Below are 14,544 nucleotides of genomic sequence, written 5' to 3' on the forward strand. Positions count from 1 at the left end.
CCGGTACTCGAACAGCGGAAGATCCCGCACGCGCCGCACCACCGTCTCATGGACCTGCCGACACTTCGATCCGCATTCCTCGCAGTACATTACCTTGCTGACCGGCTTCAGGTACAGCGCCAGCGTACGGCTTTCCCCTTCTGGCCATACCACCAGATCCAGCTTGTAGCCATCCCAGCAGCCCAACGCCTGCAGCGTCTTCCGATCCAGCATCCCGTTCCCTATGACCGTCTTAACGGCCATTAGGATACGGAATGTGGCAAATCAGGCCCCGGAATTCTTCGAAGAACCTTTTTTTTGATGTCGCGTCGCGGCCAGCCGTGCCGCGCTTTCGATGCGGGCCGTGCGCGTCGGTCCATCGGTCAGGCCGGCAAGAATGGCCTTGAAGTCCAGGGGCGCTGCCAACGCACGCGACGCGCGCTCAGCGCGAAAACATCACCGGCACCGTCATGGATTCGAGCAGCATCCGGGTAACGCCGCCCAGCACCCGTTCGCGCATCCGGCCATGCCCATAGGCGCCCATCACAAGCAGGTCCGCGCCAAAGTCGCACGCGCGCGTCAGGATCAGTTCGCCAACCGTCATGTCGGTGACGCCGGACCCATGCTCGATTTCGACGGCGACACCGTGCCGCTCCAGCAGGCGCGCGGCATGGGCAACCGGGGTGGCATCCGGCCTGGCGTTTTCGGCTGCCGTGTGCGCGCACAGGATGTGCACGCGCGCGCCGGCGATGAACGGCACCGCATCGTGCAGGGCGCGGGCCGCTTCGCGGCTGCCGTTCCAGGCCACCACCACGCGGGTGCCCAGCGTCTCGAACGTGCCGGAACAAGGCACCACCAGCGTGGGTCGGCCGGTTTCCAGCAGCAGTGCCTCCAGCAACTGCCTCCCCTCCGGGCTGTCGCCGTCAGCGTCATATTGCGCTGCCACGAGCAGGCCGGCCTCGCGCGCTTCGCGTATCGCGCAAGCCACGGTAGCGCGCTCCGGCACGCGCCACTCCGCGGCCACGGCCAGTGCATCCGTCCGGGCCAGGAAATGACCGCGCACCGTCTCCCGCACCGCCTCGCGTCGCGCCATATCTTCCTCGAAATAGCGCTGCGCATGCTCCATCCGGTAACACCACGCCGGCTCGGGGACGAAGCCTGCGTAAAGGCCGATCAACGGACAGCCATGTGTCACCGCAAGCTGCCCGGCGAGCGCAAGCCGCTGCGTCGCCTGCCGCCCGCTGTCGAGGAGTACCAGAATGCTGTCGCAGGCCATGATGGAAGTCCCCGTGAGAACGGCTTAATGGCAGTCTAGGAAGGCGTACGCGCTAGAGGTTGACGCAAATCAACCATGGCCCGGCGCCTCAGGCGGTCGCGGCCCCGCCGCCGCAAACGGCAAGTTGCGGCGGCCGGGCCGCAGAGCTTTGGCGCTGCCTGGACCATCCGGTTACGGCACGACTGAAGTCCCGGATATTCCAGATGTGCCGCACCGACCACGATCCCGACCAGCCGCATTGCGGGAAAGTCAGCCCGCCGTATCCCGCCAGTCTCCGCCCAGCGCCAGCAACAGCGCAATCCGCTGCTGCAGATGCCGGCCGTGCGCGTCGATGCAGTCGATCTCGGCCGCCAGCAATGACTGGCGCGCCTTCAGCACGCCGCGCATGTCGGACGCGCCAACCCCTGCACGGATTTCCTCGCGCCGGACCAGCACCCCGCTTTCGGCGACCCGGTCCTGCAGTTGGCGGCTGCGCTCGGCATGCATGGATTCGGCCTGCAGTCCCGCTTCGACCTCGGCCAGCGCGTGCAGGGCCTTGTCGCCATAAGCGATCAGGGCGGCCTTTTGCTCGGCGGTGAAGTAATCCACCCGGGCTTTGAGCTCGCCGCCGCTGAAGAGCGGCGCGAAGAACGAAGCGTTCAGTCCCCTGACCGGGCTGCCGGCCTGGTTGAGCAGGAACACGTCGCTGCGGATAGCGGTGATGGCCGCGCTGATGGCAAGGCGCGGCAGCCGCGCTGCCTGCGCCGACTGCCGCATGTCGAAGGCCGCGGCAACCTGGTGCGCGGCCGCGGTCAGGTCCGGGCGGCGGTCGAGCAGGTCCGCCGGCAGCCCTGCCTGCGGCGCCGCGGGCACGGGCGGCAGTTCGCGCCCGTCTGCGATCCCGGCGATCTCTCCGGCCGGATAGCGGCCCAGCAGCAGCTCCAGCGCCTGCGCGGCCTGGCCGCTGGCCAGCCTCGCCGACGCCAGTGCATCGGCCTGCAACCGGCGCGCGTTGCGCGCCTGCACCGCCTCGGTGTCCGGCGCGGCGCCGATGGCGACACGCTGGACGGCGATGCGCAGCAGCTGATCGTGGATGGCGACGGCTTGCCGCAACCGCGCTTCGCGTTGCTTATGCTGGACCAGCGTGAACCATGCCTGGGCCGTGGCCGCGGCAACCACGCGCCGGGCCCACAGGTAGTCGTCCCGGGTGGCGGCATAGCGGGCTTGCCCGGCACGCGCCTGCGCGCGGATGCGTCCCCACAGGTCGATCTCCCAGCTCGCGCCGAGGGAAAGGATCTGGGTCTCGGAATTGCCCGCCCTGCCCTTTGCGGCGGCATCCGGCAGCAGGCCGCTGCCCTCGATGGCGACCAGCGCCTGCGCCTGCCGCACCCGTACCTCGGCGAGCCGCAGGTCGCCGTTGTGCGCGATGGCCTCGTGCACCAGCCGCTGCAGCGCGGCATCGTCGAAGCTGGCGAGCCAGCCGTCGGCAGCATTGCCCGCCGCGGCATGGTTGACCCAGGCGGGCTTGCCCGCCAGCACCGGCACGGCCTGGTGCATCAGGTCCGCGCCTGCGGGCGGTGCCTGCAGGGCGCAGCCGCAGAGCATGGCGAGCGCCACCGACAGCGCCACGGCAACCCTGTTCTTGGCGTATGACGACACGGGCGTCCCTCTAGTGAAGTTTGAATACCAGGTAGTTGAGCTTGGAGCTGACGCGCAGGAAGACCATGCGGACGATATGGAACATCTTCAGATGTTCGGTATAGATCGCGCCGGCACCGACGGCCCCCACCGGCAGGCGTTGCCCTGACGCTTCGAGCAGCGCGAGCTTGACCGCGAACCGGTTCGGCACGGCATCGGTGGTGCCCGTGTTCGGGATCATGCCGCCCTGCGCCACCTGCCCCTGCGACTGCGCCCAGACGACCGAGTCGACCCGCGCCTTGATGATCTGGCCGGGATGCGTGGGCAGGTAGATCTCCGCGAGGTTGCCTGCCCTGACCTGGTAGAGCTCGTTCTGCCGGTAAAAGGCAAGCACCTCCTGCTGGTCCTCGACAAAGCTGAAGGCCGGCGAAAACGGGAACGGGACCAGCATGGTGCCCACGCGCACCTGCAGGTTCACGACCGTGCCATCGGCGGGGGCGCGGTACACCGTCTGGTCCAGCTCCCACCGGGCCTGCTCCAGCAGGACTTCGGTTTCCGCGCGCCGGGCGCGCGCCGTCGCGATGGCCGCGAACTCGCCCTGGCTGCGGGCTGACAGCTTCTGCCTGGCCTCGTCCTCGGCGGCCTGCGCGCTGGCCAGCTCGCCTTCCAGTTCGCGCTGGCGCGACAGCGCTTCGTCCCGCTCGAACTTGGAGCCTGCGCCGGCTGCGAGCAGCGCATCCTGTTCCCTGAGCCGCTGGCGCGCCAGCGTCAGCCGGGCCGTCACCGCGCTTACCCTGCCGGCCGCGCCGCGCACGGATTCGCCGAGCTGGCGCGCCGACGCCTGCGCCTCGGCAAGCGCGGCGTCGTCGGCCCTCAGCCTGCCCTCGAGCTGCCGGACCGAGGCCTGATACGGAGTCGGATCGATGCGCAGCAGGACATCGCCCTTCCGGTAGCGCCGGTTCCCCTCGGCCGGGAGCTCGACGATGCGGCCGCGCACCTGTGGCACCACCTGCAGGACCTTGCCGACCACGCGGACGTCATGGGAAGACGGCGCGACCACGTTGAGCGTCAGGACCATCAGTGTCAGTGCGACCACCGGGATCGTGGTCACGATCACCATCGCGGTCGCGTTCCACGGCAGCCACTTGAACTTGAAGAAGATCAGCCATACGACCAGCGCGTAGGCCGCAAGCAGCAGCGCATCCATTCAGATCGGCTCCTTGCGCTCGCGCATGGCGCTGGCGACGGGCGTCATCGCCGTCACCGGGGCGTTGCAGGAGGCCGATGGCCCGAGGTGGTGCGCGGCGGCTTCATTGTCTTCCGGTGCCTTGTCGGTGCCATAGGCGGCCCGGTAGAACACCGGCTTGGTATGCGCCCACAGCCAGGCCAGCGGCCACAGCATGCCGCCGAAGAAAAGCGAGAGCAGGCACAGTGCATGGATCGCCTCCTTCTGCGGATGGCGCTTGCGCTGCGCGATCCGCTCCGGCCAGATATGGAGCATCCAGAACAGGTAAATCGCGCCTGCCGGCACGAACACCAGCACCACCCAGGAGATGGCATTGGCCGCGGTCTCGAGCGCCTTGCCGCTGAGCAGCGAGGCGAAGGCGGGTTCAGTCGACGCCAGCAGGGCGATGCCCGCCAGCAGGTGTGGTCGCAGTTTCATGGCGTAACGAGAGGATGGAACACGGGGGCGCGGCCCTGCCGCGTGCATGGGCCTAGGAGCCTGCCGCTGCGCCGCGCAACCCGGCGCCGGGCGCGTCCGGCGAGGTGCGTCGCGCCGGCCGGCCGGAAGATGCGGGTTCTGCCGGCGCTTCGTCGGCATACAGCAGGTTGTACTTGCTTCGGGTGGAATCCTCCGAAGCGCGGCAGGCTGCCGCCGCCGCGGCAAGCCCGGTTCCCGTGCACGCGGGCGCCGGGTCCGTGGCCGCCGGCTGCGCCAGCGTGGCCGGGCGCCGGGCATGCGCTGGTCCGGCGGCGGCCGTGACCAGCAGTGCAAAAGCTGTCGCCGTGGCGGCCGAACGGCAGTTCTCGATCATGTCTGCAATTTCCTCCGAAGTCATTGCGCGGCCGTCGACGCGCACCGGCGGCGCCGGCCGCGTCCCGGCAAAGCGCACACCTTATGGCAGTGACCCCCGGTGCGGCTATCAAAGGAATTAGAAAGGGCGCGACCGGCCCGATCGCAACGGCTGGTCCTGGCGCGCGGATTCGAATTCCTGTGATAGCCCGCGCACCCGGGCCACGCCTACGCTGACGGCTTTCGCAATCACCCGGGACGCAATCCGGGTCCGCGTGAACCCGTTGCCGCCATGCATGCTGTTTCCCTGATGTCCGCCGGCGTCATTGCCGCCGCCGCAAGCACCCTGACCGGATGCGCGATCCCCACTGCCGAGACCCTGAACCCGTTCCAGGAACCGTGGCCATGGACCCGGATCGTCGCCGTCAACCGTACCGGCCGTGACGTGACCGGCGTGCGCGCCGGCCGTTGCGAAACCGGGCCGGTGTCGCGCCAGTCGCAGTCGTCCCCGTCGCTCTGCTTCCTGGGCGACAGGCCGGACCACGGGATCGAGGTCAGCTGGAACGATGCCGCCACCGGCGCGCCCGGCGCCGCTTCCGCCGCGGGCACGCGGCACGCCGCCACAGTGCCGGCGCCGCCGCTGTGGCCGGAAGCGCCGCGTGCGGAGGAGCTGACCGGCGCCTACCTCTGCGTGCTGTTGCGCAGCGACGCCCCGGTTGGCCTGACGGTAGCGAGCAGCGCCGAGGCGTGCGCCGTCCTATAGCACGCGCTTATGCGGCTGCCGCCTGGCCGCCCGCCAGCGCCTCGCACATCAGCCGCAGGCGCTGCGCGATGTAGCCGGACTGGCATTCGATCTCGTCGTCCCAGTCCTCCTTGTCCGCCACATAGTCGCGCAGGTCGGCGCACAGCTCGGCCAGTTGCGAGCCACCGAGCACGGCCAGGGTGCCGGAGATGCGATGCAGCAGCGGTTCCAGCCGTTGCAAGTCGCGCGCGGCCCGCACGGCATCGCATTGCGCCAGGTCGGTGCCGGTCTGCGCAAGAAAGGCTTCGGCATATTCGCCGGGCACCGCCGGCAGTTCGGGAAGCCCCGCAAGCTCGTCGTCGGCCGCCGTGTCCGGCTGTGCGCCGGATTCCCGTTGCGTCGCGCCACTTGTACCGTCGCCGCGGGCGAGGACCGCGGCGAGCGCGGCGAGAGACACCGGCTTGGTCAGGTAGCCGCTGAACCCGCGCGCCTGCCCGCGCGCGACGTCGTCAGGCTGGGCGCTGGCGCTCACGGCGTACACCGGGATGCGCATGCCGGCACGTCTGATCTCGCCGAGCAGGTCGAAGCCATTCATGCCCGGCATGTCGATGTCGGTCAGGACCGTGTCCACGCCATGCTGCGTCAGCATGGTCATGGCTTCGTTGCCATTGTCGGCCTCGATCACGCTGGCGCCCAGGGCGAGCAGCTGGTCGCGCAGCAGATTGCGGTTCAGCAGGTTGTCTTCGGCGACCAGCGCGACGCGACCGGCCAGCGGCGCCGGAACGCGCCCCGCGTCGCCGCCGCACCGGCTGTCGCCCGCTGACGGCAGCGCCTGCATCCCGGTCACCACCGCCATGACCGCAGCGTGGATGCCGCTCAGGCTATAAGCGGACACCTCGGTGCCGCCGTCCGGCCGCGTCGTGGCGACCAGCGGCCCCGACTGCTTCAGCCAGACGATCGCGGCCGGCCTGCGCCACCACGCGATGACGTCGACCGGATCGAAGCCATCGGCCACCAGCAGGCAGTCAAAGCGCTCGGCGTCCACCGGCGCATCGGTGCCCGTGCGTGCCGATGGCTGGCATGCGCCCCAGTCGAAGTGGTGCAGCAAGCCTTCGAGGCATTCGGCCTCGCGCGCCAGCACCAGCGCCCGGTGGCGCGGCAGTTGCGGCCGCGGCGGCGGCGCCGCATCGGCGACCCGCAGCGGCAGGCGTACCGTCACGCGCGTGCCGACGCCGAGGATGCTGTCCAGCGCGATATGACCCTGCATCCGCTCCACCAGCCGCAGGCAGACCGACAGCCCCAGCCCGGTCCCGCGCGCCTGGCCGAGGCGGTTGTCGCCGACCTGCGAGAACGGCTGGAACAGCCGCCCCTTGCAGTCCTCCGGTATGCCGATGCCGGTGTCGGACACGACGATCTCCAGTTGCCCGTCGATCCACCGTGCGCGCAGCACGACCTTGCCCGCCGGCGTGAACTTGAACGCATTGCCGAGCAGGTTGCTGACGATCTGCGTCACGCGCACCGGGTCGAGCTCGAGCCGCGCCGGCAGCTTCGTGTCATACACCGCGAACAGGCCCAGCTTGCGCTGCCCCGCCAGCGGCGCGTGCGCAAGCACGATCCGGCTGAAGAACGCCGTAACGGATACCGGTTCCTCGGCAAGGCTGAAGGCGCCGACATCGATGCGGGAAAAGTCGAGCACGTCGTTGACGATCCGCAGCAGGCCCTCGGCCGACATCTGCATCGCACCGACCCGCGCTCGCTGCGCCGGCTCCAGCGCCCCCATCGCGACAAGTTCCAGGTTGCCCAGCAGCGAGGCAAGCGGCGTGCGTATCTCATGGCTCATCGACGCAAAGAACGCCACCCTGGCCCTGGCGGCCGCGTCGCTGGCGAGCCTGGCCTCGTGCAGGAGCCGCTGCGCGCGCGCCGATTCGGCATAGGTGCCGGTGAGGAAGCGATAGTTCCAGTAGCGGTACATCGCAAGCAGCAAGCCGATCAGCGCGGCGGCAACCAGCCCGATGACGCTCAGTTCGCCGGCAATTTCCCCAAGCTGGTGGCCGATCGGGAGCGCAAAGATCAGGTGCCCGAAGTCGGCCACCAGCGGCGGGCGGCGCAAGGCCCAGCCATAGTCCGGGACCCAGTGGAACAGTCCGTCCGGCTGCTGCGCCAGCCGCAGGTCCAGGCGCTGCATGCCGGCACGGGCAGCCGCTGCCACCAGCGGCGTGCCGGCACGGTCGAACACCACCGGTTCGGGAATCGGCAGGTTGGGCCCTGCCGGCCGCAGCAGCTCGCGCAGCGGCATGCGCGTCAGCACGATGGCGTAGAGCGCGTCGCCCTGCGCGACCAGCGATGCGCCGAGGATCTCCGGCTCATGCCCGTCCGCGCCGGCCGGGATGCCCTTCCAGATCACGCGCTTCTCCCTGGCCGCCTGCAGCAGGTCGGGATCGCGGCCCCGGAAGCTCTCCAATACGGCGGCGATGACCGCCGCGGGCGGCATCCGCGGCGGCGCCGCGCGCGTGGCCGCTGGCGCCGGTTCCGCCGCCTCGTAGCGATACATGGCGCCGCTGGCGAGCGCGATCATCTCGATCGACGGCTTCTGGCTGGCGGCCGTCAGCGTACGGACCGCCTGGTCGCAACTGCGCTGCAGGACCTCGTCCGGCGGCCCCGCCGTCGCGACCTGCCTGCAGAACTGACCGGCCGGCCGCGACGGCGGGGCCGGAAAGGTGCCGCTGGCGTGCAGTTCCAGGATCAGGTTGGTCGCGGCTAGCGTGCTGCGGCGTGCCAGCAGGGCATCGACCACGCCTTGCTCATACAGCCGGGCCACCTGCTCCTGCGCGCGCAACGAGCCATTCAGCCGGACCAGCGCGGTTGCCGCGGCGCTCGCGACCACGACCAGCGCCAGCAGCAGCACCACCATGGCGAAGACCCGGCGCTCGCGCTGCAGGTTGCGTTCGATGGCGTGCAGGTCGGCCGGCGATGGCGCCGGCGCCTCGAACGGGCTGCGCGTCATGCCAGGCCGTGCTCGCGCGCGTAGGCGACCAAGTCGGCGTTGCTGGTGATGTTCAGCTTGCGCATGGCCGAGCGCTTCTGGGTCGCGACGGTTGCCAGCGAACGATGCAGGTACGCGGCGATGGCGGTGACGGTGCTGCCCGCCGCGAACATGCGCACCACCTCGATTTCCCTGGGGGACAGCGGGCTCGCAGCGCCATCGGCAAGCGCGCCGGCGCTTGCCATCAGGCCGGCGAGCGCCGGCGACAGGCGCTGGCGGTGGCCGGCCAGCGCGTCCAGGCAGATCTGCCGCAGCACGGCCGGATCCTCGTTCTTGCCGACGATCGCGGCGACTCCCGTTTCCCGGATGCGCGTGAGCAGGCCGCCATTGGTCAGCATCGTAAAGACAACGACCGGCGTGGCGGGGCTGGACTGCCTGAGTCGCTGCATCAGGCGCAGGCCGTCGTCATTGCCCTCGGCGCGCCCCATGGTGAAGTCGGTGACGATCAGGTCGGGGCGATGCGTGGCCAGCGCGGCGAACAGTTCCTTGCCCGACGAGCACGTCGCGCAGACGTGCAGGTCCGGGATCGCACTCAGGGTGCTCTTGACGGCGAGCTGGATCACCGGGTGATCGTCGGCGATCACGACAGAAAAGGTACGTGGGGGCATGCGCGTTATATCTCGACACCGCGGGCAGGTCCTCCTGGGGAGGACTCGCCCGGCCCGTGCAGATCCCGGGGACGTCCCCGGCGGCGCAGCGTCGCGTGACGGTGCTGCACGGCTGCATGGGCCAGGGATTCTACCAACTTGCCAGCCGGCCCATTTAGCAATAAGGGACGCGCAGTTGACCGTTCGTCCCACCGCCCGTGGCGACGCCCGGCGTCGCAGAGGGCTCGAGCAGTGCCTCTTGGACAAGCCGGTTTCCGCGCTGCTATATTCCTGATACTTCAAGTGTGCCTCACTGACCACTCCCACCCATGGCTCGCTGGCTTGCGCCCGCAGTGCTGCTTGTCCTCCTGCATGGCTGTGCCGGGGCCCCCTCCTTTGCGCTGTTCGGCGCCTATTTCCCGCTCTGGCTGCTGAGCGCGCTGGTCGGCATCCTCGGCGCCGTGGTCGCCTGGCGTGTCTTCATTGCAACCGGCTGGGCGGAGACGGTCCGCTTCCAGCTGCTCGTCAACGCGGCGATCGGCCTCATCATTGCCGAGATCGTCTGGCTGACCGGTACGGGGCATCTATGAAAATGGCTGGCATGCGCCGCGGCCCGTGGCGCGGGAAAGTGGTGGCAGTGGTGATCGTGGCGCTGGCGGTGGCGCTTTCCGTCTACGCGTACCAGCGGACGGTGCGCTATCCGTCGACCGACGATGCCACGCTGGACGCGGACCTGATCCACGTCGCCGCGCCTGTCGGTGGCCGCATTGCCCGAATCGCGGTGGCGGAAAACCAGCGCGTGGCCAGGGGCGACGTGCTGTTCGAGATCGACCCGGTGCCGTACCAGCTCACCCTGGCCCAGGCCCGCGCCGACCTGGAACTGGCCAAGGCCATGCTGGGCACGCGGCGCCGGACCATCGGCACCGAGCGCGGCACCGCCTCCGTCGCCGCCGAGCAGATCGCCCGTGCCGAGCAGAACTATGCGCTGACGCAACGGACCGTCGAGCGTCTGCGGCCGCTGGCCGCCGATGGCTATGTGCCGAAGCAGCAGCTGGACCAGGCCGAGGTTGCCAGGCGCGACGCGGCGGTGACGCTGAAGCAGGCGCAGTTGCAGCAGGCCACCACGGCGCAGGCGGTGGGCAGCGAGGACGATGCCCTGGCCACGGTGCGCGCGCGCGAGGCGGCGCTGGCCATCGCCCAGCGCGCGCTGGACGATACCGTGGTGCGCGCGCCGTTCGCCGGCCGTGTCAGCGGCCTGCGCGTGCTGGCAGGTGAAGTGGTGCTGCCGAACCAGTCCCTGTTCCTGCTGGTGCATACCGGCGAGTGGTTTGCCATGGCGAATTTCCGCGAAACCCAGCTCGCGGCTATCCGTATCGGCGACTGCGCCACCGTCTATTCGATGATCGACCGGCGCACCGCCTTGCGCGGCACCGTGGCAGGCATCGGCGTCGGCATCGGCGATACCGACCGCATCAACCTGCCGCGCTCGCTGCCCTATGTGCAGCCGTCGGTGAACTGGGTACGCGTGGCCCACCGCTTCCCGGTGCGCATCCAGCTCGAGGAGCCGCCGGAGGCCCTGGCCCGCGTCGGTGCGAGCGCAATCGTCGAGGTACGGCATGGTGCGGCCTGCCGCTGACCGGCCGCGCCTTGCCCTTGCCGATCTCGGCGCGCTGCTGGCGCCGTTTCCGGGTCGCGCCGAGGCCACCACGCGCATCGCGGTGGCGAGCACGCTGACGGTGCTGATCGCCGCGATCTACGGCACGCCGGAGGCCGCCATCTCCGCGTACGTCATCTTCTTCATCCATCGCGCCGACCGCACCGGCAGCATCGTGCTGAGCCTCGGCCTGCTGGTGCTGGTCAGCCTGATCGTCGGGCTGGTGATGGTGCTGGCTGACCTCACGCTCGACCACCCCATGCTGCGCGTGGCGTGCATGGCGGTGTTGTCGGCCGGACTACTGTTCCTGACTTCCGCCAGCAAGCTGCGCCCGGTGGGTGCGATCGTGGCGATGGTCGTCGGCTTCGGGCTGGATCAACTGGGACTGGTGCCCGCCGGCGAACTGGCCACCCGCGCCCTGCTCTATGCCTGGCTGATGGTGGCGATCGCGGTTGGCGCCAACGTGGTGGTCAACCTGCTGATGGGGCCGTCGCCCCGCCGGCTGGCCGGTGAGCGGCTGGCGCACTGCCTGCGCGTGGTGGCGCGCAGCCTGCGCGAGCCGGCCGCGAACGGCGCCGCGCTTGCCACGGCATTGCGCGACGGCGTCCAGCCCCTGCCAGGCTGGCTCAAGCTGGCCCGCTTCGAGGGCAGCGCCAGTGCGGCCGACGTGCTGGCCCTGCGCCAGGCGATGACATCGACCATGGCCATCCTGATGGCTGCCGATGTCGCCTGGCGCCAGCCGCAGGCGCGCCTGCCCGCCGCGTGCGCGGCAACGATCGCCGACACGCTCGAGGCCATGGCGCGCATGCTCGCAGCGGGCGGCTATCCGGTCGAGATCGCCCTGGCGCTGCCCGATGCCGCGTCACTGCCGCCGCTGCAGCAAGCGGTGGCGCAGGCGCTGCGCGATGCCATCGAACACTATGCCGAGCCCGGCGCGCCGGCGGCACCGGACACGCCGCACAGCGGTCCGCACGGCAAGTCGCGCGGCTTCATGGCACCCGACGCCTTGACCAACCCTGCCCATGTCCACTACGCGCTGAAGACCACCGGCGCGGCCATGTTCTGCTACCTGCTTTACCAGCAGTTGAACTGGCCCGGCATCCATACCTGCTTTATCACCTGCTACCTGGTTGCGCTCGGCACGGCGGCGGAATCGGTGGAAAAACTCACGCTGCGGCTGGCGGGATGCCTGGTCGGGGCGGCGGCGGGCACCGCGGCCCTCGTCTATATCGTGCCGGCGCTCGATGGCGTGAGCGGGCTGCTGGCGCTGGTGTTTGCCGGCACGTGGCTGTCGGCATGGGTGGCGTCGGGCTCGCCGCGCATTGCGTACGCGGGCTTCCAGATTGCGTTTGCGTTCTATCTCTGCGTAATCCAGGGGCCGGGGCCGGGATTCGACCTGAGCATCGCCCGCGACCGCGTCATCGGCATCCTGATCGGCAACCTGGTGGTGTACCTGGTGTTCACCAGGATCTGGCCGGTCAGCATCGCCGGCCGCATCGAGGCGGCACTGGCTGCATTGGCAAGCCAGTGGCAGCAGCTGATCGATGCGCGCCAGCCCGCCTCGCGCCGCGAGCATGCCGCCGGCGCCATGGCCCTGCGCGAAAACCTCGCACAGGACCTGGCGCTGGCGCGCTACGAGCCGGCCTCGGTCGGCCCGGCGCCGGCGTGGCTGGCGCAGCAAGGGCGGCGCCTGAAGGCGCTCGACGCGGTGGCGGGCCCGCTGTTCCTGCTGGCGGAGCGGTACCCCGGCGATCCTGCGCTCGCCGCGCGGCTTCATGCGGTGCGAACCGACCAGGCAGCGCCCGCCGACGCAGCACGCCAGTCATCACCCGCCGATGGCGACCGGACCCGCGACACCCTGCTGGCGCTGGTCGATCAACAATTGTCCGGAACGCGCCCAGGCGCGGCCCAAGCGTCTTCTCCCCATGCGCAAACCTGATCCGCCCGCGCTGCTGCCGCTGCTTGCGGCGCTGGCCCTGGCCGGCTGTGCCACCTCGTCGCTCGATCTTGCGCCACCGCGACCCGACCGGCCCTGGCAGCCCCCTGCCAGCGCGACCGGCGAAATCATCGCCGGTGCGCCCGCCGGTGCCGGTTCCGCGCCGCCGGACATGCCCTCGAACTACGTGCTGCCCGCCAATCCCGCGCTGGCGACGATCGCTGCGCCCGCGCCGCTCGATCCGGCGCACGCCTATACGCTGCCCGAGCTGATCGACCTGGCGCAATCGCACAACCCGCTGACCCGGGTGGCCTGGAACGACGCCCGCAATGCCGCGCTGGCGACCGGCATCGCGCGCAGCAGCTACCTGCCGCAGCTCTCGGTGGCGGCCATGGGCGGCTGGCAGAACGGCCGCCTGAGCGGCGACACCGTGCTGGGCCAGGCCGGCACCGACACAGCGCGCCACGGCGCGATCTCGGTGCTGTCACTGCAGTGGCTGCTGTTCGACTTCGGCGAGCGCGCGGGCGTGGTCGAGGCCGCCGAGCAGGCCACGGTGGCGGCGAACATCGCCTTCACCGCGCTGCACCAGCGCATCATCCACGAGGTCAGCGTCGCGTTCTACCGCTACCAGGCCGCGCGCTCGCGCATGGCCACGGTGGACCAGGCCACGGCCAATGCCGATGCGGTGCTGGCGGCGGCCAGGTCGCGCTACCAGCGCGGCATCGGCACGGTGGTGGAAGTGGCTCAGGCCACGCAGAACCAGGCCCAGACCCGGCTGGCGAAGGTGCAGGCGCAAGGCGCCGAGACCGATGCCTACCTGGGGCTCATCAACGCCATCGGCATCTCCCCGCTGTCGAAGCCGCGCATCGCCGGGATGCCGGTGCGACCGCTGTCGCCGGCGCTGCGCAGCTCGATCCAGCAGATCGTGGAGCGGGCCATCGCGCAGCGGCCCGATGTGCTGGGTGCCTACGCGCTCGAGCGCGCCAACCAGGCCCGCGTGAGGGCGGCCGAGGCGGCGTTCCTGCCCAAGGTGTTCATGTCGGCGGTGGCCTCGTATGCCTCGGGCGGCTCCGCCATCACGGCGATTCCGCCGGTGGGGCAGCAGCCGCCGACGGTCAACCTGAGCGGCTACCGCTACGGCAGCAGCGTGTTCCTGGGCGTGACGCTGCCGCTCTATGACGGCGGCATGCGTTCGGCCGTGCTGGCCCAGGCGCGCAACGATGCGGACAGCGCCTCGGCGAAGCTGACGCGCGCCAAGGAGGAATCGGTGCGCCAGGTAGTGGCCAGCCAGAGCGCGCTGGATTCGAGCCTGGCCGCGCATGACGCCGCCAGGGCGCTGGCCGACGCCGCGCAGGTGACGTACGACGCGGCGTACAACGCCTATCGCCGTGGCGTGGGCACGGTCACCGAGGCCAACCTTGCGCAGAACCAGCTGCTGCTGGCGCGCAATGCGTCGGCCGACGCGTACAGCGCGGCCTTGACCGCGGCCGCCATGCTGGCATTGGCCACCGGCGAAATCGGCCGGGGCGCCAACTAGCGGCACCGTCAGCCTGCCGGCGACATGCCCCGTCGTTGCCGGCATCGGCCTCCTCCCGCGCCTGGCCGTCCTCCGTGCGGCAGCGCACAGAACGCGGCAGCGCCTGCCGGCATGCTTGCAGTCGCCGTCCCCTCAGCGGGGGCCTGTGCTGTGCAAGCC

General features: G+C 70.4%; 12 protein-coding genes and 1 pseudogene. 5 read left to right on the top strand and 8 right to left on the bottom strand.

What is annotated here, in order from left to right; all coding sequences use genetic code 11:
- The 6 genes and pseudogenes from A3AG_RS0102695 to A3AG_RS31270 form a co-directional block, all read right to left on the bottom strand.
- Window positions 1–213: pseudogene (locus A3AG_RS0102695) on the bottom strand (transposase family protein); the annotation flags it as partial.
- A gap of 208 nt (window positions 214–421) precedes the next feature.
- Window positions 422–1,255 (bottom strand): universal stress protein, encoded by an 834-nt coding sequence (locus tag A3AG_RS0102700; protein ID WP_018003947.1) that lies wholly within the window; start codon window positions 1,253–1,255, stop codon window positions 422–424.
- Window positions 1,256–1,504: 249 nt separating this feature from the next.
- Window positions 1,505–2,893 (bottom strand): TolC family protein, encoded by a 1,389-nt coding sequence (locus tag A3AG_RS0102705; RefSeq protein WP_018003948.1) that lies wholly within the window; start codon window positions 2,891–2,893, stop codon window positions 1,505–1,507.
- A 10-nt stretch (window positions 2,894–2,903) separates the two neighbouring features.
- Complete coding sequence (locus A3AG_RS0102710; RefSeq protein ID WP_018003949.1) at window positions 2,904–4,079, bottom strand: HlyD family secretion protein; 1,176 nt, start codon at window positions 4,077–4,079, stop codon at window positions 2,904–2,906.
- Window positions 4,080–4,535, bottom strand: coding sequence for a DUF3302 domain-containing protein (locus tag A3AG_RS0102715; RefSeq protein ID WP_018003950.1), 456 nt, complete (start codon window positions 4,533–4,535; stop codon window positions 4,080–4,082). It lies immediately after the preceding gene.
- A gap of 52 nt (window positions 4,536–4,587) precedes the next feature.
- Complete coding sequence (locus A3AG_RS31270) at window positions 4,588–4,908, bottom strand: hypothetical protein (protein ID WP_018003951.1); 321 nt, start codon at window positions 4,906–4,908, stop codon at window positions 4,588–4,590.
- Between the two features lie 270 nt (window positions 4,909–5,178).
- On the opposite strand from A3AG_RS31270, the gene A3AG_RS0102725 reads away from it, so the two are divergent.
- Entirely contained in the window at window positions 5,179–5,649 is a 471-nt protein-coding gene (locus tag A3AG_RS0102725; protein WP_018003952.1) for a hypothetical protein, read from the top strand.
- A 7-nt stretch (window positions 5,650–5,656) separates the two neighbouring features.
- Here A3AG_RS0102725 and A3AG_RS0102730 read toward each other — a convergent pair whose 3' ends face one another.
- Together A3AG_RS0102730 and A3AG_RS0102735 are read right to left on the bottom strand one after the other, a co-directional pair.
- Window positions 5,657–8,632 carry a hybrid sensor histidine kinase/response regulator gene (locus A3AG_RS0102730; RefSeq protein WP_018003953.1) on the bottom strand — a complete coding sequence of 992 codons (2,976 nt, stop codon included), beginning with the start codon at window positions 8,630–8,632 and terminating at the stop codon, window positions 5,657–5,659.
- Window positions 8,629–9,279 (bottom strand): response regulator, encoded by a 651-nt coding sequence (locus tag A3AG_RS0102735; RefSeq protein WP_018003954.1) that lies wholly within the window; start codon window positions 9,277–9,279, stop codon window positions 8,629–8,631. The genes A3AG_RS0102730 and A3AG_RS0102735 overlap by 4 nt, the downstream gene beginning before the upstream one ends.
- Before the next feature lie 308 nt (window positions 9,280–9,587).
- On the opposite strand from A3AG_RS0102735, the gene A3AG_RS0102740 reads away from it, so the two are divergent.
- Genes A3AG_RS0102740 through A3AG_RS0102755 form a run of 4 tightly spaced genes read left to right on the top strand, consistent with a single transcriptional unit; the run spans window position 9,588 to window position 14,385 of the window.
- Window positions 9,588–9,848, top strand: a complete 261-nt coding sequence (locus A3AG_RS0102740; protein ID WP_018003955.1) for a hypothetical protein — start codon at window positions 9,588–9,590, stop codon at window positions 9,846–9,848.
- Complete coding sequence (gene mdtN / locus A3AG_RS0102745) at window positions 9,845–10,894, top strand: multidrug transporter subunit MdtN (protein ID WP_018003956.1); 1,050 nt, start codon at window positions 9,845–9,847, stop codon at window positions 10,892–10,894. Before A3AG_RS0102740 ends, mdtN begins: the two co-directional genes overlap by 4 nt.
- Window positions 10,875–12,851 (top strand): FUSC family protein, encoded by a 1,977-nt coding sequence (locus tag A3AG_RS0102750; protein WP_018003957.1) that lies wholly within the window; start codon window positions 10,875–10,877, stop codon window positions 12,849–12,851. Before mdtN ends, A3AG_RS0102750 begins: the two co-directional genes overlap by 20 nt.
- Window positions 12,838–14,385, top strand: a complete 1,548-nt coding sequence (locus tag A3AG_RS0102755; protein WP_018003958.1) for a TolC family protein — start codon at window positions 12,838–12,840, stop codon at window positions 14,383–14,385. Before A3AG_RS0102750 ends, A3AG_RS0102755 begins: the two co-directional genes overlap by 14 nt.
- Window positions 14,386–14,544 lie beyond the last annotated feature (159 nt).

Origin of the sequence: Cupriavidus neocaledonicus (assembly GCF_000372525.1) — a bacterium.
GTDB classification, from domain to species: Bacteria; Pseudomonadota; Gammaproteobacteria; order Burkholderiales; family Burkholderiaceae; genus Cupriavidus; species Cupriavidus neocaledonicus.